This is a genomic window from uncultured Varibaculum sp. (genome assembly GCF_902489465.1).
GTDB lineage: Bacteria > Actinomycetota > Actinomycetes > Actinomycetales > Actinomycetaceae > Varibaculum.
On the sequence record NZ_CABTZZ010000002.1, the window covers coordinates 1 to 22,198 of the forward strand.

A 22,198-nucleotide genomic window follows, 5' to 3' on the forward strand; every position below is an offset into this window, starting at 1 on the left:
GGCCACGGTGGCATCTGCCCGGGCGGGAACGGCGGCCGCCGCCACTACTGTCAGCGCAACCCCCGAACCAGCGAGCGCCGACAAACGCTTGCCATTTTCGGAGGAAAACAGGGATTTCGCAGCTTGAGAAACCGGAGTAGAGGGACGGCTCGGAGCGCGGTGACGCGCCTGAAGTTTCTGAGTCACGATGAGAGCTCTCCTAAAAGTGCTTATTTCGCTTTCGGCCGGAAAACTTTTCGGTAGCTACTCAAGCAGTTCCTCTGGCCGATTGGTCGTAACTAAATATAATGCTTCGATAACGGAATGTCACGTTTTGGTTACGAAAATTTTTTAATGTTTCACCGTGCCTCAACACCCAAGTGGTCAGCCCCACAAAAGCACGCGCCCTCAGAACCGGAAAATAAACCGCAAAAATCCGCCATTACCGCAGCTCAAAACCTGCATTAAACAGACCTAATCTCTATTGGAAACTCCTTCGACAAACAGATGTTGCCCCCGGGACGTGTCAAGTAACACAGTTTTTTCCGTGTCGACCCCCATAACGGCAATCCGGCCGTTATCAGGCTGCAGATTCACCTCTTTACCAGGTAAAATAGCAGCTTCATCAAAAAATGCCAGCATCCGGGGCTCCGCTTGGATCGGTTCACCGATTCGCACAATCTTGGTAGCCACAATGCCGCCGTATTGTTCCACAATCTGAGAAACGGAAGTCCCCGACCCTTCAATCCTGTCATGCCCATCGGGAATCGGATTGCCATAAGGATCCGTAGACGGGTGATGTAGCAGATCCAACAGGCGCATCTCTACCGCGTCGGACATTACATGTTCCCAGCGACAAGCCTCATCGTGAACCATTACCCAGTCCAGACCGATCAGATCCAATAACAAGCGCTCAGCTAAACGGTGTTTACGCACTACTTCCCGCGCTAGCTCCACCCCCTGCTCGGTGAACTCGATCCGGCGATTATCAGTCAAATAAAGCAGACCATCACGTTCCATACGGGCAACAGTTTGGGAAACAGTGGGCCCCGAATGATCTAAACGTTCCACGATGCGGGCACGCAGAGGCGGAACTCCGTCCTCTAGCATCTCGTAGACAGTTTTTAGATACATTTCAGTAGTATCAACCAGGTCACTCATTAATGCCCCTTATGCTGTGCCGTACGCGGGAGCTGTCACCGCGCAATTACCCGCTTTCAGGTTAACCCGCTAGCCGATATATTTTCTTTTTCCGCTGCATTATCTAGAACCATAGCGACTAGATTCGCAACGATTTATGCACCTAGAGTAAGGTTTTCCCTATGGAGAACTTCATTAGCATTCCCGCAGATTTACTACCTGAAAACAAAAAATTTGGCGCGGGTCCCAGCTCAATAAGAAAAACCGCACTTGCGAAAGTTGCAGCCAGTGATCTGCCCGGCACCTCGCACCGGCAAGCCCCAGTTAAAGACCTGGTAGGTTCGCTGCGCGGGGGACTAAAAGAATTGTTCTCCTTACCCGACGGCTACGAGGTAGTGCTCGGCAATGGCGGAGCCACTACTTTTTGGGCAGTGGCGGCGTCCTCTTTAATTAGGGAGCGCTCTGCCCACGCCGTGTTCGGTTCTTTTGGCGCCAAGTTTGCGGAAACCGTCAGCGGCGCGCCACATCTTAAAGACCCCGCGATTGAACTGGGGGGCATCTCGGCGAGGGCGCAGGGGCAGGAAACCGCGAGCGATATTGCGCTACTGCGCAGCGAGCAAGAGGGAATCGATACCTATTGCTATCCGGCGCACGAGACTTCTACCGGCGCCCTCAGCCCGATAAAGAGGATCGCGGGGGGATTAAACCTGGTAGATGCAACTTCGATTGCGGGTGGAGTCCAGGTCGACATTTCGCAGACCGACGTGTATTACTTCTCGGGACAAAAATGTTTCGCGGCCGAGGGCGGGCTGTGGGTGGCGTTGGCCTCCCCCGCCGCTCAGGAACGGGCGCAAGAAATAAAAGCAGACCCGGGTGCCGGCCGCTGGATCCCGCCGGTGCTGGATTTTTCGGTGGCACTGAAGAACTCGGTTAAGAACCAGACTTTAAACACTCCGGCAATTTCCACCTTGATTTTATGGGAAGACCAGGTGCAATGGATGCTAGAAGAGGGCGGCCTAGCAGCTATGGAGAAACGCACCCGCGCGTCCTCGGCGGTGCTTTATGAGTGGGCTGCTTCCCGACCCGAGGTTTGCCCCTATATCTCGAATCCGCTGGAGCAGTCCCCGGTAGTGGTGACGATTGATTTTAAAGATATTGATGCGGATACGGTAATTGCGCAGCTGCGGGCTAACGGGATTGTGGATATTGATCCTTACCGCGCATTGGGTCAAAACCAAATCCGGGTAGCTTGTTTCCCTAATATCGAGGTCGCAGACACTCAGGCGCTAACCGCTTGCCTGGATTATGTAATCGACCGCCTCTAACCTTGGTGCGTCCCCTAGGCCTGTCGCACGCCTTTAACCCTGTCGCACGCTTGTTGCGCCTGCCACGTGACTGCGCCCGCTAAGCAAACACCAGGTGTTTATCTTGAGTGCGACACTCCGTCAGATACATATTGATAATGGTTTGATAAGGAACTCCGGTACGCGCAGCCTCTGACTTGAAATAGTCAATGTTGGCGACATCGAGATTTATAGTGACCGGTTTGCGTAAACGTTCCACATAGGGATTAACCCGGCTTTCGCTAAAATCGTATTCTTTCCTCATGAACTGTACTTTCAATAATAAATATAGCCAATATCGAACCAGCCCCCGCTTCCCCAATGAATGTATTTATAAAAGTATATCTGGGGGTAATACCCACTCGGTATTACCCCCAGATAGTGCTAGGCGAATATAGGAAATAATCAGTGCATGGCTATGACAGCAGGGATTGGATGGGCCCGAGGCTGAAGTAGATAACGAACAATATGGAAACCACCCACATGAGGGGGTGGATCCGCGAAATTCGTCCGGAGGCAATCTTTACCACCACATAGGTGATGAAACCGAACCCGATACCGACGGTAATCGAATAGGCGAACGGCATCATCATAATGGTCATGAAGGCGGGAATCGCTACGTCCGCCCGCGTCCATTCAATATCGCGCACATTCACCATCATCAAAAAGCCTACAAACACTAGGGCGGTCGAGGCCGCCTCGGCAGGTACCAGCTCCACTAGCGGGGCGATGAACATAGACAGCCCGAACAGTAGGCCGGTGACTACCGAAGCCAAACCGGTACGCGCGCCCTCGCCCACCCCGGAGGTAGATTCCACGAAGGAGGTGTTAGAGGAAACTCCGCCGAGCCCCCCGGCCATGGCGGAAAGCGAGTCAATCAGCAGGATTTCGCGGGTCTTGGGCGGATTGCCCGCCTCGTCAAGTAGGTGTGCGCCTGCGCCTACGGCCACCATGGTTCCCATGGTGTCGAAGAAGTCCGCCAGCATGAGCGAGAAAATCAGCAACACTACCCCCACCGCGGTGGTGTGGGGATTGGTGAAGGGGCCAAAGAAATCAATCGCGCCGATAGTGGAAAGATCAGGCAGGGAAACCGGGGATCCCTTAAGCTGCGGAACATTGGATGCCCAGGCAGATACTGCCTCTTCATCGGCTGCCCGCGAACCCAAATGGGTGAAAGCTTGCACAATAAATGCCAAAACCGTAGCACTTACGATCCCGATCAGTATCGCGCCTTGGACTTTGCGAACATACAGCACCACGATCACGATCAAACCGAAGCAGAACACTAGCGCTGGCCATCCCACCAGGGATCCGTTGACCCCCAGCTGCACCGGTGTGCCCCCGGGACGAATAATCCCCGCATTAATCAGCCCGACAAACGCGATAAACAGCCCGATACCCACACTGATCGCGGTTTTGAGTTGCGCAGGAACCGCTTTGAACACGGCTTCTCGAAAACCGGTCAACACCAGGATGGTGATCGCCACACCCTCCCAAAAGATCAGTCCCATTGCTTCTTGGTAGCTGAGCCCTAAAGCCTCGGGGTTAGCCAAAGTGAAAGCTACCACGGCGTTTAGTCCCATACCGGATGCTACCGCCAGCGGGAAGTTAGCGACTAGCCCCATTAACAGGGTCATCACGCAGGCGACCAGGGCGGTGCCGGCAGCGATTGAAGATTGGCTTATATCTTTGGGGGCTGCCACGCCCAAAATCGCGGCGTTAACCACCAAGATATAGGCCATAGCGAAGAAAGTGACCAATCCGCCACGGACTTCCCGCCCAATGGTGGAGCCACGCTCCGAGATTTTAAAGAAACGATCTAGGGAACTATCCGGCTTTTTCGCCGTATCTTGAGAAGACAAGATAACTTTCCAATCCGCCACCAGGGGCATAGGAGTTACTTACAGGCTCATTATCGGAAGATTCTCAGGGTTTTTCCAATCATGCCCGCTATGCGCAACTTAGTTGCAGCTCTGCCCGCTAGTCCCTTAGCTCTTGGCGTTTGCCGGTAGGCGCTAAATTTCCACCTGCTCTACATCCAGTTCATCCAGTCGCGCCGGAGTGGGTTGCCAGGGGGAAGTGTCCACCTTCACATCGGTTTCCGAATGGGAACCACAGGTGTGATCCATAGAGACTACCCGCCCATCATCGACCGACCATTCATTGGTACACACCCCGAACATAGTGCGCATACTACCCGCCATCTTTAGCAAGAATCCGCAGGTAGAACAGGTGTTTTCCGGGAGCCTTTTGCGGGTCAATCCCCTGCGAGCTGGCCCTTGCTCCGAATGATACCAACGCTTAGCGGCCTGGGCACGCCCACAAGCCGAAAGCACCCGGGGACGGCCAAGACCGAGTTCCTCCACGGTTCGGCGATCCAAATCTTCGGGACTGGTATCGGCATAGGACGGGTCTAGGCGGTCATCATCGGGAACGTATGGCAGTACGTCCTCGCGTTTTACGTCTTGAGGGCGCAGGCGTTCTGCCCAGGGCACCCAGGGGCGTGCCAGCAGCGCGTCCTCTCCCGGCAATAGGTCGATTTCACAAACTGTGGCTTTGCGTCCTCGCGGCACCCGCGCTAAGACTGCCACCCAGTGCCAGCCGCGGTAACCGGGCTTTAGGCATTCAAAACTGTGGGTGGCCAGGCGTTCACCTTCGCTAGTAGCGCCCAAATGCTGTCCGATTTCTTCCGGCTTAGCAATAGGCGCCAGCCCTTCGCGGGCAATATCGACCGCGCTGGCCAAAACCGTATCTACTTTTCCCGCTTTGCGCCGGGTAGTTTCACTCATGTGCGTCTTTCTTAGTTCACCGCCGCCATTAGGCATCGAAATCATCGGCAACCGCCCGCAGCAGCTGCGCGATCTTTCCGCCATTATCCGGGTAGCGTCCATGCCGCAAATGTCCGGAGGAGGCGTCCAATAACTTAATCAGGTCTTCTACTAGCGGCACCATGTCTTTAGGTTTGCGCCGCAAATTTTTTGCCACCGAGGGCGTACGTTGCAACACTTGCACCGATAGGGCTTGCGGGCCGCGGCGGGAGTCGGCAACTGAGAACTCTACCCGCGTTCCCGCCGTGGGAGGTTTAGCGCCAACAGGTAACACGCTGGCATGTAAAAATACTTGCGAGCCGTCTTCCGCAGTGATAAACCCGAACCCTTTGTCGGCATCAAACCACTTAACTTTTCCGGTTGGCACTGATTTCTCCCCTACTTTTTCTTAATCTAGGTTACATGAGGCAACATATAACCCACTTCTTTGCATATGATAATGCAAAGTGAGGATTTAATCCGCTCCGGGCTAGCCTCATTAGTTAGGGAGAAACTTAAGTGAAAGTCTTAAAGAGAATCAGTTTTGTGACGATAGTGCTTCTAACAGCGCTTTTCGCCAGTTTCACAGTCGCCGGAAATATCGCACACGCCGAAGAACCGCCCACGATTTCCGATCATGTATATGATCCTGGCGACAAACTTGGGAGGCAGGCCGACAAGGTTAAGGAGCGGTTAGCTTCTTTGGATCGTTCTGGGCTACACGTGTATGTGGCGTTCCCCTCTGAATATTCCAATGACACTGTCAGCAATTGGAATCTGATGGCTCTGCAAAAATCAGGCGCCCCGCAGGGATCCTACATGCTCTCGATAGTGGCTGATAACCCTAATCAGACCATGTATTTAGCTTCTGCGGATAATGCGGCGAAACTCTCCCAAGAAGAATTGTCTGCTATTGCCTCCGAAAAAATGGTTCCCCTGCTGAATCAACAAAAATACCCGGAGGCAGTGTTAGCTTACCTAGATGCGCTCTCAGTGAAAGCGCCAGAAATGGGCTCAGGCTTGGCGGTTGCCCCTTGGGCAATGATTGCTTTTCTGATTGCCCTGATCGTGGTAATTATCGTGATTTCCCGCGTACTCCGGGCACGTAGGAAAGCCCAAGATCGAACCGAGGATAATACTTCGGGTGACTCGGCGGAAGTTCTCGCGTCGCAGGATTCGCGGAGCCAGCTGCCCTCCTCCGCGGTAGGGAACTTGCAAGGCGGAGCAACCGACTCTCAGGAATCGGTAAGTAAAGAATTTTCGAAAGTGTCCGCGTTTGACGAGGACGATCACCAGGATGAGCAGCCTAGCAAAGGCAAGTTCCGTTTACGCTTTGGGCGCAAAGATAAATCCTCGTCTAAACCTAAGTCCGAGCAGATTAAGTCCGGCAAGACACCAGGCGATAATCCCGACATTGCCGCGGCCGACTCGGAAAACTTTGCGGGTACAGCGTCCTCCCAGCCGGTGGCAGCTACGCTTTTGCAGGAGCCTAGCACTGATGCCGGTCTGGTGAACAAGGAATCTAACCTACCCCCCGCCGTCGGAACAGCGCAGGTTAAGGCAGAGGAACCAAATCCAGCTATTCCCACCGGCGTTCCGGGCACTTTGGATAAGCAGCCGGGTGGAAAAGTTCCTTCGCTGGCAGAACTGGATCAGATCGCTTTAGCACGCACGAGGCCGCACGCTACCACCAACACCGAGGCCAACGCGCTCTACCAGGTACCTCGCGCACCCCAAGTGCAAGCGCCCACTTCCTCGCAACTACCGCATCAAAGCGAAGAGCCGGGGCTAGCGCAAGTGCCCGCACCAGCTCCGGCATTATCTGGGGAACAACCAGTAATGTCCCCGCAAGCAGAGCCACTACCGCAAGCACAACCGGGCGCATTTAGTCCCGAATCGATGGGCTTAACTCCAGAGGTTCCCGGGCAAGTTCCGGCGACTCCTCCCCTAGCAAACGCGCCTTACACTCCGGCCGCCAGCTCGCCTGTGACGCCCGCAGCCGCGAATCCCGCGACGCCGCAGCGGCATTCTTCGGTGCTGCGCCCTGGAGAAACTACCTATTTGCCTCCACAGGCCAATGACGATGACACCCAGGTTACTTCGGCTGCACAGATTAAAGATTATGGCCAAGAGCGTCGCGATGAGATCGCTCGAGCCAAAGCCCGTGCCCAGGCAGCTGCTCGTTTCCGGGAAGAGCAGTCAAGAAAACAGGCCTTGGCCACCGCGCAAACCCCGCACGCAACTCAGCCGCAGATTAGCCCCCTGCCAGCAAACGTTAGCGATCAGGGGCAGGCAGCCCCAGCGTTTGCCTCTCCGCTGCCGCCGCAGGCTGTCGCTTCTCCGGTTGCACCGGCTGCGCCCCAGGGCGCTGTCCCCGATAAAGGGGATACTTCCGGCCCTCAGGTAGGTTCGCAGGCAGCAACTCACGCCGCCTACGCGCCGGCAGTTACTTCCCGCACCTCCGATGATTTCGCCCGGCAGGCACCAGATAATGCCGCTTCTTCCGCCCATCAGCGCGGACAATCCGGGGTGCCCACGCTACCGAAAATGGCTCCTGCAATTAACCATATAACTGCCCGCTCTTTGCCACCGATATCTCCGCAGGCAATCCCGCAAGTATCACCACAGACACCCGGACAGCTGTCGCGGCAAGTACCGGGACAGGCACCGGCCATGGCGAACGGGGCCGCGCTCTCCCCTGCTCCGTCGCAGGTGCCAGCGCAACCCGTTAGAGTAGCGAAGCAAAGCGTGAAACCCTCGCCGGCTCAGCCAGAAACTTCCCACCGGGAAGAAGCGCGCCCGCAACCCGACTTTACGAAAGTATTGCGCCAGGCAGATTCCTGGGCTCGTAAGGGAGCCAGCAAACTGACGCTCGCCCAGCAGCGGGTAGGAAAAACCGTAACTCAACCTTTTGCTTTGGCGTTAGTTCGCGCTCAAGATAGCGTACGGGCTGCGTTTGGCGAGTTCGCTACTGCCCAGTTGCAGTCCCGTCCTATCGATCAGCAGATCGTAGCCGGTAACCTGCCCGGGCCGCTGCGGGAGCTACGCGATCAGATCACCCACTTTACTAATCTGTATCACCAGCAAACCCCGTTGAACGAGATCCTTTTAAGGTTCGAGCGGGAAATCGTGACCTGCCGGGAAGACCTGGTCAGATGCCGGTTGATTGTGGAACGTATCCAAAACGTTGATCCCCAAAAGGCCACGCGTATTGGTAACGATGTGATGGGAGCCCACAAACTACTTTCTCGGGCTCAGAACCTCATCGAGGACGCGAAGGCTAGGGATCGCGCCGGACAAGAAAACGAGGTTCTGAAAGCTACCGTACGTACCGAGAATCTCTTGTTACAGGCACAAAAGATCGCGCGACAAGCACATGCGGAAGAAGCAGCTCTCCGCGCCGCTGCAAAAGTTGAGTCCGCGTTGACCTTTGCGGAAAAAGTTGAGCCTCTCAGCGAGCAGGTCGCAATTTTGATGGCGGCTGTCGATGACTATATCGGGGTTCATACCGCGAAAGTGGGAGTGGCGGCTCGCACCATGCTAGACCTGGCGAATCGAACTTTAACCCGTCTTGACCAACCAGGTAACCATGATCCGCAGGAGGCTTTGCGACTGTTGCAACGCGCGCAGCAACAAACCGAGCAAGCTCTGCGTCTAGCCGAAAACGATGTAGTGAAGCGGAGCTAAGTGGGCAAAGGCGCTTATAAAAGCTAAATCTTTCTGATTGGACGAGCTTTAACCTCCACTTGCCGATAGGATTTAGCTATGTGCGTAGCTCAATTCCGTAAACGCTTACTGATATTCTTCCTGGCAGTGCTGGTCGTTACCGTCACGGTAGTTGCGCCCGTGAGCCTGGCGCTAGCGTCCCCTCCCGCCAGCAGTTTCGATAAACATCTATCGGATCCGGCTGACTATCTGGAAAACTCGGAGCAAGTAGAGGAAACGCTAGCTGGAGCCTCCAGCTCCGGCTATCAGATCTATGCCGCCCTCACCGATAACTTCTCGCCGTTAAGCGCGCAGCAATGGTGCGTGAAAAGCCGGGAGCAGGCAGCAGGCAATAGCCAAAGCGTGCTGTTAGCTATCGCGGTAAAAGAGCGTTCTTACTATATTTGTCCTGCTGCTAATGTGCGCATAAGCGAGAATAAGCAAAATCGCATAGTTCAAGGAATAGAACCCCTGCTGTCCCAAGGTAATTGGGATCAAGCAGTTAAAGTATTCGCGGTTAGCGCGGCCTCGTCCTCCTCTGATTTGGGCGGTGCCGTAAGTGGGGAAGAATCCGCGGGGACGGGTGGCTGGTTCGGGCCGCTAGCGTTAGTGCTGGTGGTAGCGGGGATCGGGATCGGCATAATGGTCTTTGCCCGCAAACAGTCAAAGACCCGCGATCAAATAAAAACCAGGCAGGCCGCCTCGGATAAGCAGCTGGTAGAACAGGCGGGCGTAGATGTCTTGGCCGCTGACGATGCTGTCCGGGGTGCAAAAGAAGAACTAGAGTTCGCGAAAATGCAGCTAGGGACAGCCCAAACTGAGGAATATGCCCAGGTTTTAGCCCAGGCGAGTCAGGCGCGAGATAGCGCTATGGAGAAGTTGCGGGACTTAGATTCCCTGTCGGGTATCCAAAAATCCCAGCAGGCACAAGCAGCTTCCAGCGAGGCTAAACGCTGCCTGGAGCTGTTAGCGCAGCAGACAGAGAACTTGACGAGGCTGCGCGAATCTTTAGATTCGTTACCTAGCCGAATTCAGAACCAGTTATCTTTGATAGCCGAGTTACAAACCCAGGCAAGCCAGCTTCCCGCCATCATAGCGGCGCTTCATAAGACCCACCCCCAGGCGGTATTGACCTCACTGGATGATGCGCCCGAGCAGGTCAGCAACCTCTTGGGGGCTGCGCGAGAAACTTTGGAACCCCTACAGGGCGAGGAGAGCTCGCCGAGCGTGAAAGTACAGGTACAAACCGCCGAACGGGCAATCGCCCAGGCTCGCACCTTGATAGAGGAAGTTTCTGAGGCCGAGACCCATTTGGCGAATTTGCAGCAGTCGCTACTGGAGGCCGTGACTTCTATTTCCTCAGACCTAGATGATGTAAAACGCCTGAATTTACAAGACAAGTCAGTTTTTCAAACCCTTTGCGCTAACGCACAGACCGCGATTGATAACTGCTTGAAAGCCCGCGATGGTCAGGGCGATCCCCTCGCATCTTTATCGGCAATTGCCCAAGCCGAAGCCGACTTGGATCAAGCACTCGCACCACACCGGCAAAATAGCGAACAAAAACAGAAAGCTGCGGCCAGATTACAGACGGCTTTAGCTAGCGCGCAAGCCCGGATAGCTAGCGCAAATAGCTACGTTTCTAGTCACCGCGGTGCGGTCGGTTTAGATGCTCGCCAGTATCTGGCGCGCGCCGAATCCCTCTACCAGCAGGCACAGGCCTCTCAGGGAGATACCGGGATCAAATTAGCAGAATTAGCCGGAGAAGCTGCCGATAAAGCCCGCGAGAGTGCCAATACCGACTACCGAGAGCGCCGCAACGATTGGGATGGAAGGCCAGCAGGAAACAGCAGCGATTTCCTAACCGGAATGATCCTAGGCGGAATCTTAAACGGGGGACGGGGCTTCGGCGGCGGAACCAGTTGGGGTTCAAGCACCGGCAACTCCGATTGGTTCGGCGGCGGTTTTGGGGGCGGTAGCGGATCGGGCTTCGGAGGTAGCTTCGGCGGTAGCTTCGGCGGTGGAACCTCCGGGGGTGGCTTCGGAGGAAAGTTTTAGCCCGCCAGTGGACAGTATTTCCAGTAGAATCAGTAATTATTAGACAAAACCAACCAATAGTAGGAGGAACCATGGCAGAAAAACAAACAATTCTGGGTCGGATTACCAATATGGCGAAAGCCAATATCAATGCGCTCCTTGACCGGGCAGAAGATCCCGAAAAGATGCTTGACCAGATGATTCGAGACTATACCAACTCGATACGGGAAGCAGAGAGCGCAGTTGCCCAGACTGTAGGGAATGTGCGGTTGGCAGAGAAAGATTTAGAAGATGATCGCTCCGCCGCCTCCCAGTGGGGCGAAAAGGCGGCTTTAGCGTCAAAGAAAGCGGAAGAAGCGCGTACTAACGGGGATACGGCCGAGGCAGAACGCCTCGATAATCTGGCGCGTCTGGCTCTAGGCAAGCAGATTGATTTTGAACAGCAGGTTAACGCGCAAGAACCGCTGCTGGTTTCCCAAAAAGATATGGCGGAGCAGCTCAAGGCGGGCTTGGCCGGGATGAAGACCAAGCTAGAAGATCTTAAAGTCAAGCGTGACCAACTGGTGGCGCGACAAAAGACCGCCCAGGCTCAAAATCAGGTACAAGAAACCGCGGAAAAGTTTAACTTGGCGGATCCCACCAGCGAGCTTAATCGCTTCGAGGAGAAAATCCGCAAGCAGGAAGCGCTGGCAGCAGGACGCGCCGAGCTGGCTTCTGAGTCACTAGAAAATCAGTTCGCGGAACTGGAAAAATCCGGTTCTTCCGCAGAAATTGAGGCTCGCCTAGCGGCTTTGAAGAACAAATAGTTCCCACCCCCGCCAATAGCTGTAATACTCCTTGCTGGCGCCAGAAACAATTTCTGGCGCCAGCAAGTGTTTGTACGGCAAATACAGGTCAAGTTTTGCTCTACTAGATTCATAACCAAGTACATCTCAAGATTTGCGTCAGTATTTTCCGGAACCAAAAATCCGTAAATCTAGGGGGGCTGCCCCTGTCCCTATGGGTCAGCATTCCCCCACCGGCGTCCAGCGCCCAGCGCCCCGCTATCAGGCCAATCGACAGCCCGATGGCGGCGGCACCCAGCAAAAAACTACTATTTAGCTTTATCGTATTCCTGCAGCGAACAGACCCCATAGGAGCGGTCACGAGTAGCTTCAATCGCCTGCACCGCTGCCTGGAACTGGGACATGGTGGTAATGATCGGTTTATCTGCAGCAGTAGTGGCGGTGCGGATTTCGTAACCATCCGCCCTCGCCCCGGAAGTGCCGGGGGTGTTGATCACCATATCGATGAGGCCTGCGCGGATCATATCCACTACTGTTTGTTCCCCGTTCGGGCCGCGTCCTTGGCTGGCTTTACGCACCTCGGTAACCGGAATCCCGTAGCGGCGCAGCAAAGCAGCTGTACCTGCAGTTGCCATGATGGAGAACCCTAAATCAAATAAGCGCGACACCGGCAAGGCTAGGGCGCGTTTATCCTGGTCAGAAACCGATACGAACACAGTTCCTTTAGCGGGTAGATTTCCATAGGCCGCGGTCTGGCTCTTGGCGAAGGCGGTGGGGAAATCTCGGTCATACCCCATGACTTCCCCGGTAGAACGCATTTCGGGACCGAGAACTGTGTCCACGATCCGGCCATCTTTATCCCGGAAACGCTTAAACGGTAGCACCGCTTCTTTAACCGCGATCGGACGACCCGGGGTAGCGAAATCAGAATCATCTGCGGGCAGATAACCGCGCTCCTTAAGCTGTGCGATCGAAGCCCCCATCATCACCAGGGCAGCGGCCCGCGCTAAGGGCACTCCGGTCGCTTTGGCTACAAAAGGTACCGTGCGCGAGGCTCGCGGATTAGCCTCAATCACATACAACACCCCGCTGACTAGGGCATATTGAATATTGATCAGGCCGCGTACCCCTACTCCCGCCGCGATTTTCTCAGTCGAGGTGCGAATATGGGCAATAATCGCGTCCGACAGGGTAATCGGGGGCAACACGCAAGAAGAATCTCCAGAGTGGATCCCGGCCTCCTCGATATGCTCCATTACTCCGCCCAAGAATAGCTCCTGACCATCATAAAGAGCGTCCACATCGATCTCGATCGCATCATCTAGGAAGCGATCGATCAGCAGCGGCCCGGTCATCACCGTAGGATCAGACAGGTTGTAACGCTGCAGATAGGAATCGAGTTCTTCTCGAGAATACAGGATCTCCATTCCCCGTCCTCCCAGTACGAAGGACGGACGCACCAAAACCGGGTAACCGACCTTTTCGGCCTGTTCAAAGGCTTGCTGCGGAGTGGTAGCAGTCCCATGCGCCGGAGCGGGCAGCCCTGCCTCCTCCAGCACCCGACCAAAGAGTTCGCGGTCTTCGGCGGCATCAATCGCGCTGGGCGGGGTACCCACAATCGGAACCCCGGCCGCCTGCAGACGAGAAGCTAATGACAGCGGGGTTTGCCCCCCGAGCTGTACAATCATCCCCGCTACCGATCCGGCCTCGCATTCGGCCTCGTAAATCTCCATCACATGCTCGAAAGTAAGTGGCTCGAAATAGAGGCGGGAAGAAATATCGTAGTCCGTGGAAACGGTTTCCGGGTTGCAGTTAACCATCACCGTGTCATAGTCAGATTGCAGTTCCTGGGTGGCGTGCACACAGGAATAATCGAACTCGATCCCTTGCCCAATCCGGTTCGGACCGGAGCCCAGGATAATCACTGCCGGCCGCTGACGCGGTTTAACTTCGCTGGTCAGGTCATAGCTGGAATAATAGTAGGGGGTTTGGGCGGGGAATTCCCCGGCGCAGGTATCTACCGTCTTGTAAACCGGACGAATCCCGAAAGCCTTGCGAACTTCCCGCACCACCTGGTCGGATACATTGCGAATCTGCCCAATCTGCAAGTCAGAGAAACCGTGACGTTTCGCCTTGGTCAACAGTTGAGGACTAATCGCTTCGGCTTCCCGGATTTCTTCCGCGACCTCGTCCAGTAAGAACAGTTGGTCTAGGAACCAGCGGTCAATCTTGGTAGCTTCATAGAGTTCTTCTAGGCTCGCCCCTGCCCTGATCGCGTCCATCACCTGGATCAAACGCTTTTCCGTAGGTGTCTTGACCTGCTCTAATAGCTCCTCTTTTGAGGAAGAAAGCGGGGTATCCCAGCGGAAGTAGGTGCCGGCTTTATCTAAGGAAATCAGAGCTTTTTGTAGGGCTTCAGTAAAGTTACGTCCCAGCGCCATCGCTTCGCCCACCGACTTCATAGCGGTAGTTAGGGTGGGGTCAGCGGCCGGGAACTTTTCGAAAGCAAAACGCGGCACTTTGACCACTACATAGTCCAAAGTGGGCTCGAAAGAAGCCGGCGTCGAACCGGTAATGTCGTTGGGAATCTCGTCTAGGGTGTAACCGAGCGCCAGTTTTGCAGCCAGTTTCGCAATCGGGAAACCGGTAGCTTTCGACGCCAAGGCGGAGGAGCGAGACACTCGGGGATTCATCTCGATGACTACTACCCGACCAGTATCGGGGTGCACTGCGAATTGGATATTACATCCGCCAGTATCCACCCCTACTTCCCGGATCACGTTAATCCCAATATCGCGCAGATTCTGCAGCTCCCGGTCAGTTAGGGTGAGCGCCGGTGCCACCGTTATGGAATCGCCAGTATGTACCCCTACCGGATCAACATTTTCGATAGAGCAGACCACGACCACGTTATCGGCCTTGTCGCGCATCAGCTCTAGTTCGTATTCTTTCCACCCCAGAATCGATTCTTCCAGCAGTACCTCGGAGGTGATGGAATCAGCCATGCCCCCTCCGGCGATGCGGATCAGATCCTGTTCGTTATAGGCAATACCCGAACCCATGCCGCCCATAGTGAAGGACGGGCGCACCACCAGCGGATATCCCAACTCTTCGGCGGCTTTTCTACAATCTGCCAGGTTGTGAGCGATGAAAGAACGTGCCACTTCCGCTCCGCAGCGGTGTACTACCTTTTTGAACTCTTCGCGATCTTCACCGGCGTTAATCGCCTGGGCACTGGCACCGATTAGCTCCACCTGGTATTTTTCCAGGGTGCCATCTTGGGAAAGGGCAATCGCAGTGTTCAGTGCGGTCTGTCCCCCCAAAGTAGGCAGCAGAGCGTCCGGACGTTCCTTTTCAATAATCGACGCCACCACCTGCGGGGTTATCGGCTCAATATAGGTAGCGTCCGCCATTTGCGCATCGGTCATAATGGTTGCCGGGTTGGAGTTAACCAGAATGACTCGCAACCCTTCCGCTTTGAGCACGCGGCAGGCTTGGCTCCCGGAATAGTCAAATTCGCAGGCCTGGCCGATTTGGATCGGCCCGGAACCAATAACTAGGACAGATTTTAGATCAGTTCTGCGTGGCATTTTTTTCCTTCGTTTCCTGCATTAATCTTAGGAACTTATCAAAGAGATATTGGGCATCATGGGGACCGGCCGCTGCCTCCGGATGGTACTGTACGCTGAAAGCCGGCAGGTCGAGGGCGCGCAGCCCCTCTACTACCCCATCGTTTAGAGCCAGGTGAGATACCTCTATCCGCCCGTAACGTCCGCCATCGAAAGGCGCCACCGAAGGTTGTTCAGCCGGGGCATCTACCGCGAAACCGTGGTTGTGGGCGGTGATCTGCACTTTCCCGCTTTCACGGTCTACCACCGGTTGGTTTACCCCGCGGTGACCGTAGGCGAGTTTATAGGTGCCGTACCCGAGAGCCCGCCCTAGGATTTGGTTTCCAAAACAGATTCCAAAGAAGGGAAGCCCCGCGTCCAGCACCGCCCTCGCTAGGGCTACTTCGTGGTCTGCTGAGGCCGGATCGCCCGGTCCGTTAGAGAAAAACACCCCATCGGGATTCACCGACATGATCTCGGAAAATGTGGAGTCCTGCGGGAACACATGCACCTGGATTCCGCGCAGCGCCATCTGCTCGGGGGTGCGGGATTTAATCCCCAAATCTAGGGCAGCCACCACCGCTAAAGGTTCTTTGCCTGCATATTCACCGGCGGGCTCCACTACGTATTTTTCCGGGGTGCTCACATCAGCAGCCAGCGCCGCTCCTGCCATCACCGGCTGGTCGCGCACAACTGACACCAAAAGCTCGCAGGTTGCCTGGTCAAGATAGGCAGCCCCCGCCGGGAGAGCATCACCAGAAAAGATTCCACCCCGCATGGCGCCGGCTTCGCGCAAATGCAGGGTGAGGGCGCGGGTATCTACCTCGCAAATACCCACCACGTCCTGGGACTTTAATAGGTCTTCTAGGTCGCCGGTAGCGCGCCAATTGGAAGCCCGCCGGGCGCGATCACGCACCACATATCCGGCTACCCAGACTCTGCTAGACTCCGGATCCGTCTCGTTTACCCCGGTATTTCCGATATGGGGAGCGGTTTGGATAACTATTTGGCGGTGATAGGACGGGTCGGTCAAAGTTTCCTGGTATCCGGTCATCCCGGTCGCGAACACTACTTCCCCCAGGGCGCGTCCTCGCTTGCCCCAGGCTTTGCCTTTCGCTATGAACCCGTCCTCCAGCACGATTAAGGCCAGGTCCGAGGAGTCCTGCTGCATACGATTACTCCTTATCTACGCTTCGCCTAAACGTGGGCGTATAGAAAAATTGCCCGCACCGGTCGGGCGCGAGCAAATGGTTAAGAGTTTCACTGCCTCTAAGCATACCGTAAGGCACTATCTGGACGTGATTTTTTCACCAGCACGCGGACACGAGAGCTAACCGCCCGTAAGACACTGCAAAGTAGCTAGCGTTTCGCCTAGGAACGCATTAGCTTAACCGCATCATTGATGGGGCCATCTAGCACCTTTTTGCCTTTTTTCAGCACGATCCCGCGCTCACAAAAACGTCCCATCAAGTCTAAATCGTGACTGACGATCACCAGTGATTTTCCCGCCTCAGACAGTTGCGAGATGCGATCAAGGCATTTCTTTTGGAAGGGCTCATCCCCCACCGCCAGAATTTCATCAATCAGAAAAATATCCGGGTCGGTATGAACTGCCACCGAAAACGCTAGCCGCAGGAACATTCCCGAAGAATAAAACTTGACTTCGGTATCTAGGAATTCATGAATCTCAGAAAAATTCACGATTTCATCAAAATGGGTTTCGATTTCTTCGCGGGCCATCCCCAGAATGGCACCGTTCAAGAAAATGTTTTCCCTGCCGGTTAAATCAGGGTGGAACCCGGCACCTACCTCGATTAATCCGGCAACTTTCCCCCGCACCCCTACGGCTCCGGCCGAGGGTTGCATTACCCCAGAAATTAATTTCAACATAGTTGATTTCCCGGATCCGTTGAAACCCAAGAGCCCCACGGTTTCCCCCGCGGAAATATTGAAAGAAACATGATCGAGGGCGCGGAATTGGTCGCGCATCTGTCCGCGCCTACCGGTCAATGACCACACCAACATATCTTTCAAAGTGTGGGTGTTGCGGATAGTGAAGTCTTTAACCACGTCTTGTGCGGTTATCACCGTATCAGCTTGGGTTAATTCAGGGTCTACTTTCACGCTCTTATTGGCCATGCTTTTACAGCTCCTGGGCGAAACGCCCGTCATAGTGGCGGAAAACTTTATCCCCTATTAGCAGCAACAGGATTGATATCAGGGTAGAAGCCACTACGATTAACGAAAAGTTGTCCGGGAAGCTCTCGGTGACGCCCTGGGTGGGAATCCAAAATCCGTAATGGAAAAGTTCCACTACCGTGGTTAAGGGGTTCAGCTGATAGACATACCACAGCCATCCTCCCTGCCAGTCTCCCAGTACGTGATAAACCATTGACCATTTGTAAAGCACCGGAGAAGCCCAGGTAGCGACCATTAAAATCAAATCTACGAAATTCTCGGCATCGCGATACAGCACGTTAAAAGCTCCGCCAAGCAGCCCGAGCCCCAAACTAAAGATCGTGAGAATGACGAACGCCAGCAGCACTGTCAGTAGATTATCTATCCCCGGTCGCCAACCGAAAATCAGGCTTCCAGTAATCAAAATCACCACTTGCGGCACAAAATGCACAAACGCAACCCACACGGAAGAAACCGGGAAAAGTTGCCGTGGCAAATAAATCTTTTTCACCAAATCCTGGTTCTGCACTAAAGACCGTGTGCAGTTACCAAAGATTTCAGAAAAATAGTTGACTGCTACCACGCCGGCGAACATGTAAACCACATAGTTGGTAATGTTCCGGTTCATTCCCATGAACACCCCGATGGCAAAATAAAACACCAGGAATTGGGTTGCGGGTTTGGCATAAGACCAGAGCATCCCCAGTATCGAACCCCGATAACGTACTCGTAGTTCTTTATGCACTAGTAGTTGCAGCAAGTACTGTTTACGGAATACTTCAAATAACCCGCGAGAAGTACCCGGCCGGGTAAAATCAGTGCTGACACTCACTAGTTACTCCCCATCCGTCTTCCGCCCGGTGAAATAAGGTTTCACCACATTGTCATAGCGGGAAAGCGCAGAAGCAATCGCCATATGCATATCAAAATATTTGTAGGAGCCCAGACGTCCTCCAAAGAGGGTGTGGGGCAACTGATCACGTAGGGCGCGATACTCCAGTAGCTGCTGACGGTCACGAGCAGTGTTAATCGGATAGTAGGGCTCATCGTCCTTACCGGCAGTGCGCGAATATTCCCGGGCAATCACCGTTTTTTCATTTTGGTAATCCCGCTCCGGATGGAAATGCCGGAACTCAATAATCCGCGTGTAAGGAACTTCTCGGTCGCCATAGTTCATCACCGATGTGCCCTGGAAATCACCGGTAGCAACCGTCTCCCAATCGAAATCGAGGGTACGCCAACCGAGCTCCCCGAAGCGGTAGTCGAAGAACCTATCTACCGGACCGGTATAAACCACCGGTACCTGCCCAATGCAGGCATCGCGGTTGAAAGGTTGCGAGGTGTCAAAAAAGTCGGTCGATAGTTTCACGTCAATAAGATCGTTATCCGCCATTTTTTCTAGCCAAGCGGCATACCCCTCTTGAGGAAGTCCCTCGTATTTATCGGAAAAATAACGGCTGTCATAGTTGTAACGCACCGGCAAGCGCGACACGATAGCCGCCGAAAGATCCCGCGGATCAGTTTGCCATTGTTTCGCGGTGTACCCCTCAAAGAAAGCCTCGAATAAGGGCTCGCCTACCAGGGAAATCCCTTTGGTTCTAAAATTTTCTTCCGCGTCCTCGCCCCGGATCGCGCTAGCTTGGGAGGCAATTAGCTGGCGAGCTTCATCGGGAGAATACGCAGCGCGGAAAAACTGGTTAATGGTTCCCAGATTGACCGGCATGGGGAAAACTTCGCCCCCGACATTGGTGTATACGTGGTGGACATAGTCGGTAAATGCAGTGAAGCGGTTGACGTATTCCCATACCCGCTCATTGGAAGTGTGGAACAGGTGGGCCCCATATTTATGGATCTCAATACCGGTTTCCTCATCACGGTAAGAGTAGGCATTTCCGCCGATGTGATCACGTTTTTCAACTATGGTGACCCGCCGACCTAAATCATTGGCGACTCGTTCTGCCATGGTTAGACCAAATAGTCCGGATCCGACAATCACTAAATCGGTATTCACGTGGCTTCCCCTTGTCTTGCGTGCGTTTACAGCTCCCTCAATCCTACCGTGTTGAAAACTAAAAATTAATCTACCAGCAGTGACGAGGCTAGTTTTTCGAAGGCTCTAACTGCGCCGGCACTATCGATCTTTTCTAGCTGAGCTGCAGATACGGGTTGAGGATCCGCTAAAGCCGCTTTTACCTGCTCATAATCATGGGCGAGGGCGATTAGCGAGCGCCTGCGCATGAAGTCAGAGAACCGGATTTGGTGAGTGTCAATATGCTCACCCAGTTCCGGGTCGCGAGGTACGATCACGGGCAGAAAACCGCGCCGCAACCATTCCATCATCAGAGAAGGCCCGCCCGGTAAAACCACTCCTTTTAGGTTCTCTGCCAGGACGTCCATTTCTTGGTGACTAAGGTTTTCGCGCCCGTTCGCCTCTTTCGGAGGATGAGAAGTTCCGTATTGCACCAGGACGGACACATCCGGATTCTCGCGAGCGAAACGATCCGCCATCTGGATTAAACGGTCAAAAGGCATATGGTGCGTTCCCACCATAAACAGGTAGTCAGCCTGAAACTCGCGGTTATTATTTTCGCTTACATTGGCACTTTCACTCATAGTAGCGGTCCGATCACGGTGGCACCCGGATAAAGTTTCAACTGTTCAGGCCATTGCACGGCGAAGCGATCTGCCAAGCGGTAACAGATCTTACCTGATAGCGAGGGAATTTCGATCCGGTCGAAGACCTCGATATAGATAGTGGGAATCTTCATTAGTCGCGCTAGTGCAATGAAAACTGTCCCCAGGGAAGCCCCCGCAGAAACCACCAGTTCGGGGCGAGCAGAACGTAGAAGCTTCCAGGCTAGACGCAGCGAACGAAATACGTCCCGTAGATTACGGTCGGGTGAATGCTGTGCCCACACAACTTTCTGATCAGCTAAAAGGGAGATCGCATCGGGAGTTTCGAAAGTCACCCACAGGGATTGCTGCCGCTTCCACCAGGGTTTTAAGGTGTAGAGCTGGGCTAGGTGTCCGCCGGAGGAGCCAGCAAAAAGAACTTTAACCATGGTTCTTATCCGTTCTCACCTGAGCAGCGTTTTCACAGGCGGCAACCAGGTTCGCGGTTTCCGGGTCGGCCGCAAAAACCTCTTCGTTAGGACGCGGCCCAGATAGCACCCCATCGGTTACTCCTTTTACTCCCAGGCGCAGCATCTTTTTCTTTTCCCCGCTGGATAGCCACATTCTGAACCAGCGCACGATCGTGGAACCGCCGTAAAGTAGCCGGTCCAGAGGTAGTAATCCCCGCGACCGCAATAGGAACCAAATTTTATTGCGAGTCTCGTAATAAAAACGATCCCCGGGATCATCGGTAGCGGACGCGGCAGCGCGGGTTTTATGTACTACCACCGAAGCTGGTACGTACAATCCGATCCGGTGTTTCAGCAGCCGGGCGGTGTATTCCAAGTCATCATTCCAAATAAAGTAATCAGCAATCGGCAGACCGCTCCTGCGCACCTGTGCTACCTCTACCAGTATCGACACGAAGGAGGCCGCACGTACCTGGCGCATTCCCAGACTCCGGGCGACCTGTTTGCGGTCCGGTGATACTAGCGGTCTTTCCCGATGGGCATTCATGGGGTGTTCACTACCGTCTGTCCACTGTGCCTTTGATGCCAGGAGCGCTGGGGAGCCGGGATAAGTCTGCCCGGCTATTAGCAGTTGTTCTAACGCATCCGCTGTAGGAATGGTGTCGTCATCCATGATCCAAATGAAATCCTGGCTTTCCAGCTCTTTATAGGCAAGAGCGTGTGCGATTCCCGCACAAAAACCACCTGCCCCGCCGGTGTTTTCTGAAAGCTGTATTACTCGGTCAACTACCGGGTGCTGTTGGGCAATACGTGCAGAATCATCAGTTGAAGCGTTATCAATCACGATTACCCGTTGGACTGGCCTGGTCTGCGCGGCGATTGCATCCAGACATTCGCGAAGTAGTTTAGCGCGGTTATAAGCTACTACCACCGCAGATACCTGACGTTCTTCGCCCATTGCCATATCTCCTTTGGTTAGTTTTTTCCATCATATCTAAGCGGCGAAATACCCAAACAGCGATCGTCTAAATTATTTTCACTTGTGTCCTCCCCTACCCGCGGATCAAATACCACATCGCCTTCCCCGTACAAAAACACCCTCCATAGACAAAAACACCCTCCAGCGCCGGGAAAAAGACCCGAATCTAGCGGCTCCAACACAACTAGGGAGGGTCATCCTGTCGCTGGAGGGTGATTTCGTCAGATATTAGGAAGAAAAGCGAGCAATTATGCCCGCCCAGGACAAAAGCACCCTCCAGGGACAAAAACACCCTCCAGCGCCAATAAAAACACGTTCACCTAGCCCCCAAAACACAACCCCGGAGGACGGTCTTGTCCCCGGAGGGCGATTTCGTCGCGGGAAGGTGGTCTTGTCCCCGGAGGGCGGTTTCGTTTCCGGAGGGTGGTTTTGTCCCCGGAGGGCGATTTCGTCGCGGGAGGGCGATTTTTTCCGGTACTAAGTCTCGGTAATAAAATGCAAGAAAAAAGGGTAGCACTGGCGGAAAATCCGCCAGTGCTACCCTGGAATCTTTA

General features: G+C 54.4%; 17 protein-coding genes and 1 pseudogene. 4 read left to right on the forward strand and 14 right to left on the reverse strand.

Annotation, left to right across the window (positions count from 1 at the left end):
- Together RDM26_RS00480 and RDM26_RS00485 are read right to left on the reverse strand one after the other, a co-directional pair.
- Positions 1–186, reverse strand: a pseudogene (locus RDM26_RS00480) (hypothetical protein); the annotation flags it as partial.
- Between the two features lie 267 nt (positions 187–453).
- Positions 454–1,140, reverse strand: coding sequence for an iron dependent repressor, metal binding and dimerization domain protein (locus RDM26_RS00485; protein ID WP_307737122.1), 687 nt, complete (start codon positions 1,138–1,140; stop codon positions 454–456).
- A gap of 161 nt (positions 1,141–1,301) precedes the next feature.
- Between RDM26_RS00485 and serC the strand changes: the two genes are divergently transcribed.
- Positions 1,302–2,444 (forward strand): phosphoserine transaminase, encoded by a 1,143-nt coding sequence (gene serC, locus RDM26_RS00490; RefSeq protein WP_307737123.1) that lies wholly within the window; start codon positions 1,302–1,304, stop codon positions 2,442–2,444.
- Positions 2,445–2,523: 79 nt separating this feature from the next.
- Here the strand turns inward: serC and RDM26_RS00495 are convergent, their stop codons facing one another.
- The 4 genes from RDM26_RS00495 to RDM26_RS00510 form a co-directional block, all read right to left on the reverse strand.
- Positions 2,524–2,727: an antitoxin gene (locus tag RDM26_RS00495; RefSeq protein WP_071128683.1), complete on the reverse strand. Its 204-nt coding sequence runs from the start codon at positions 2,725–2,727 to the stop codon at positions 2,524–2,526.
- Between the two features lie 151 nt (positions 2,728–2,878).
- Positions 2,879–4,354: a solute carrier family 23 protein gene (locus RDM26_RS00500; RefSeq protein WP_307737124.1), complete on the reverse strand. Its 1,476-nt coding sequence runs from the start codon at positions 4,352–4,354 to the stop codon at positions 2,879–2,881.
- Between the two features lie 123 nt (positions 4,355–4,477).
- The gene (locus RDM26_RS00505; protein WP_307737125.1) at positions 4,478–5,251 is read right to left on the reverse strand and encodes a DUF3027 domain-containing protein; all 774 of its coding nucleotides are present in this window, start codon (positions 5,249–5,251) and stop codon (positions 4,478–4,480) included.
- Positions 5,252–5,279: 28 nt separating this feature from the next.
- A complete protein-coding gene (locus RDM26_RS00510) occupies positions 5,280–5,657 on the reverse strand; it encodes a cold shock domain-containing protein (protein ID WP_307737126.1) in 378 nt (125 codons plus the stop codon).
- A 158-nt stretch (positions 5,658–5,815) separates the two neighbouring features.
- Here RDM26_RS00510 and RDM26_RS00515 point away from each other — a divergent pair, with 158 nt between their 5' ends.
- The 3 genes from RDM26_RS00515 (at position 5,816) to RDM26_RS00525 (ending at position 11,817) form a co-directional block, all read left to right on the forward strand.
- A complete protein-coding gene (locus RDM26_RS00515; protein ID WP_307737127.1) occupies positions 5,816–8,956 on the forward strand; it encodes a hypothetical protein in 3,141 nt (1,046 codons plus the stop codon).
- Between the two features lie 78 nt (positions 8,957–9,034).
- On the forward strand, positions 9,035–11,032 hold the full coding sequence (locus RDM26_RS00520) for a TPM domain-containing protein (protein ID WP_307737128.1): 1,998 nt from the start codon (positions 9,035–9,037) through the stop codon (positions 11,030–11,032).
- A 71-nt stretch (positions 11,033–11,103) separates the two neighbouring features.
- A complete protein-coding gene (locus RDM26_RS00525) occupies positions 11,104–11,817 on the forward strand; it encodes a PspA/IM30 family protein (protein ID WP_307737129.1) in 714 nt (237 codons plus the stop codon).
- A gap of 287 nt (positions 11,818–12,104) precedes the next feature.
- Here the strand turns inward: RDM26_RS00525 and carB are convergent, their stop codons facing one another.
- From carB to RDM26_RS00565, 8 genes are all read right to left on the reverse strand, one after another.
- The gene (carB, locus tag RDM26_RS00530; RefSeq protein ID WP_307737130.1) at positions 12,105–15,386 is read right to left on the reverse strand and encodes a carbamoyl-phosphate synthase large subunit; all 3,282 of its coding nucleotides are present in this window, start codon (positions 15,384–15,386) and stop codon (positions 12,105–12,107) included.
- A complete protein-coding gene (gene carA / locus RDM26_RS00535) occupies positions 15,370–16,575 on the reverse strand; it encodes a glutamine-hydrolyzing carbamoyl-phosphate synthase small subunit (RefSeq protein WP_307737131.1) in 1,206 nt (401 codons plus the stop codon). Before carA ends, carB begins: the two co-directional genes overlap by 17 nt.
- 200 nt (positions 16,576–16,775) lie before the next feature.
- Positions 16,776–17,543, reverse strand: coding sequence for an ABC transporter ATP-binding protein (locus RDM26_RS00540; protein WP_288292234.1), 768 nt, complete (start codon positions 17,541–17,543; stop codon positions 16,776–16,778).
- Between the two features lie 4 nt (positions 17,544–17,547).
- Positions 17,548–18,414 carry an ABC transporter permease gene (locus tag RDM26_RS00545; RefSeq protein ID WP_307737132.1) on the reverse strand — a complete coding sequence of 289 codons (867 nt, stop codon included), beginning with the start codon at positions 18,412–18,414 and terminating at the stop codon, positions 17,548–17,550.
- A gap of 3 nt (positions 18,415–18,417) precedes the next feature.
- Positions 18,418–19,593, reverse strand: coding sequence for a UDP-galactopyranose mutase (glf, locus tag RDM26_RS00550; RefSeq protein ID WP_307737133.1), 1,176 nt, complete (start codon positions 19,591–19,593; stop codon positions 18,418–18,420).
- A gap of 65 nt (positions 19,594–19,658) precedes the next feature.
- Positions 19,659–20,195 carry a hypothetical protein gene (locus RDM26_RS00555; RefSeq protein ID WP_307737134.1) on the reverse strand — a complete coding sequence of 179 codons (537 nt, stop codon included), beginning with the start codon at positions 20,193–20,195 and terminating at the stop codon, positions 19,659–19,661.
- Positions 20,192–20,644 (reverse strand): PssD/Cps14F family polysaccharide biosynthesis glycosyltransferase, encoded by a 453-nt coding sequence (gene pssD / locus RDM26_RS00560; protein WP_307737135.1) that lies wholly within the window; start codon positions 20,642–20,644, stop codon positions 20,192–20,194. Before pssD ends, RDM26_RS00555 begins: the two co-directional genes overlap by 4 nt.
- Positions 20,637–21,623 carry a glycosyltransferase gene (locus tag RDM26_RS00565; RefSeq protein WP_307737136.1) on the reverse strand — a complete coding sequence of 329 codons (987 nt, stop codon included), beginning with the start codon at positions 21,621–21,623 and terminating at the stop codon, positions 20,637–20,639. Before RDM26_RS00565 ends, pssD begins: the two co-directional genes overlap by 8 nt.
- Between the last annotated feature and the right edge of the window lie 575 nt (positions 21,624–22,198).

Coding starts and splice junctions, on each gene's coding strand:
- RDM26_RS00485 (WP_307737122.1), bottom strand. CDS start 1,140: ATGAGTGACCTGGTTGATACTACTGAAATGTATCTAAAAACTGTCTAC.
- serC (WP_307737123.1), top strand. CDS start 1,302: ATGGAGAACTTCATTAGCATTCCCGCAGATTTACTACCTGAAAACAAA.
- RDM26_RS00495 (WP_071128683.1), bottom strand. CDS start 2,727: ATGAGGAAAGAATACGATTTTAGCGAAAGCCGGGTTAATCCCTATGTG.
- RDM26_RS00500 (WP_307737124.1), bottom strand. CDS start 4,354: ATGCCCCTGGTGGCGGATTGGAAAGTTATCTTGTCTTCTCAAGATACG.
- RDM26_RS00505 (WP_307737125.1), bottom strand. CDS start 5,251: ATGAGTGAAACTACCCGGCGCAAAGCGGGAAAAGTAGATACGGTTTTG.
- RDM26_RS00520 (WP_307737128.1), top strand. CDS start 9,035: ATGTGCGTAGCTCAATTCCGTAAACGCTTACTGATATTCTTCCTGGCA.
- RDM26_RS00525 (WP_307737129.1), top strand. CDS start 11,104: ATGGCAGAAAAACAAACAATTCTGGGTCGGATTACCAATATGGCGAAA.
- carB (WP_307737130.1), bottom strand. CDS start 15,386: ATGCCACGCAGAACTGATCTAAAATCTGTCCTAGTTATTGGTTCCGGG.
- carA (WP_307737131.1), bottom strand. CDS start 16,575: ATGCAGCAGGACTCCTCGGACCTGGCCTTAATCGTGCTGGAGGACGGG.
- RDM26_RS00540 (WP_288292234.1), bottom strand. CDS start 17,543: ATGGCCAATAAGAGCGTGAAAGTAGACCCTGAATTAACCCAAGCTGAT.
- RDM26_RS00555 (WP_307737134.1), bottom strand. CDS start 20,195: ATGAGTGAAAGTGCCAATGTAAGCGAAAATAATAACCGCGAGTTTCAG.
- pssD (WP_307737135.1), bottom strand. CDS start 20,644: ATGGTTAAAGTTCTTTTTGCTGGCTCCTCCGGCGGACACCTAGCCCAG.
- RDM26_RS00565 (WP_307737136.1), bottom strand. CDS start 21,623: ATGGGCGAAGAACGTCAGGTATCTGCGGTGGTAGTAGCTTATAACCGC.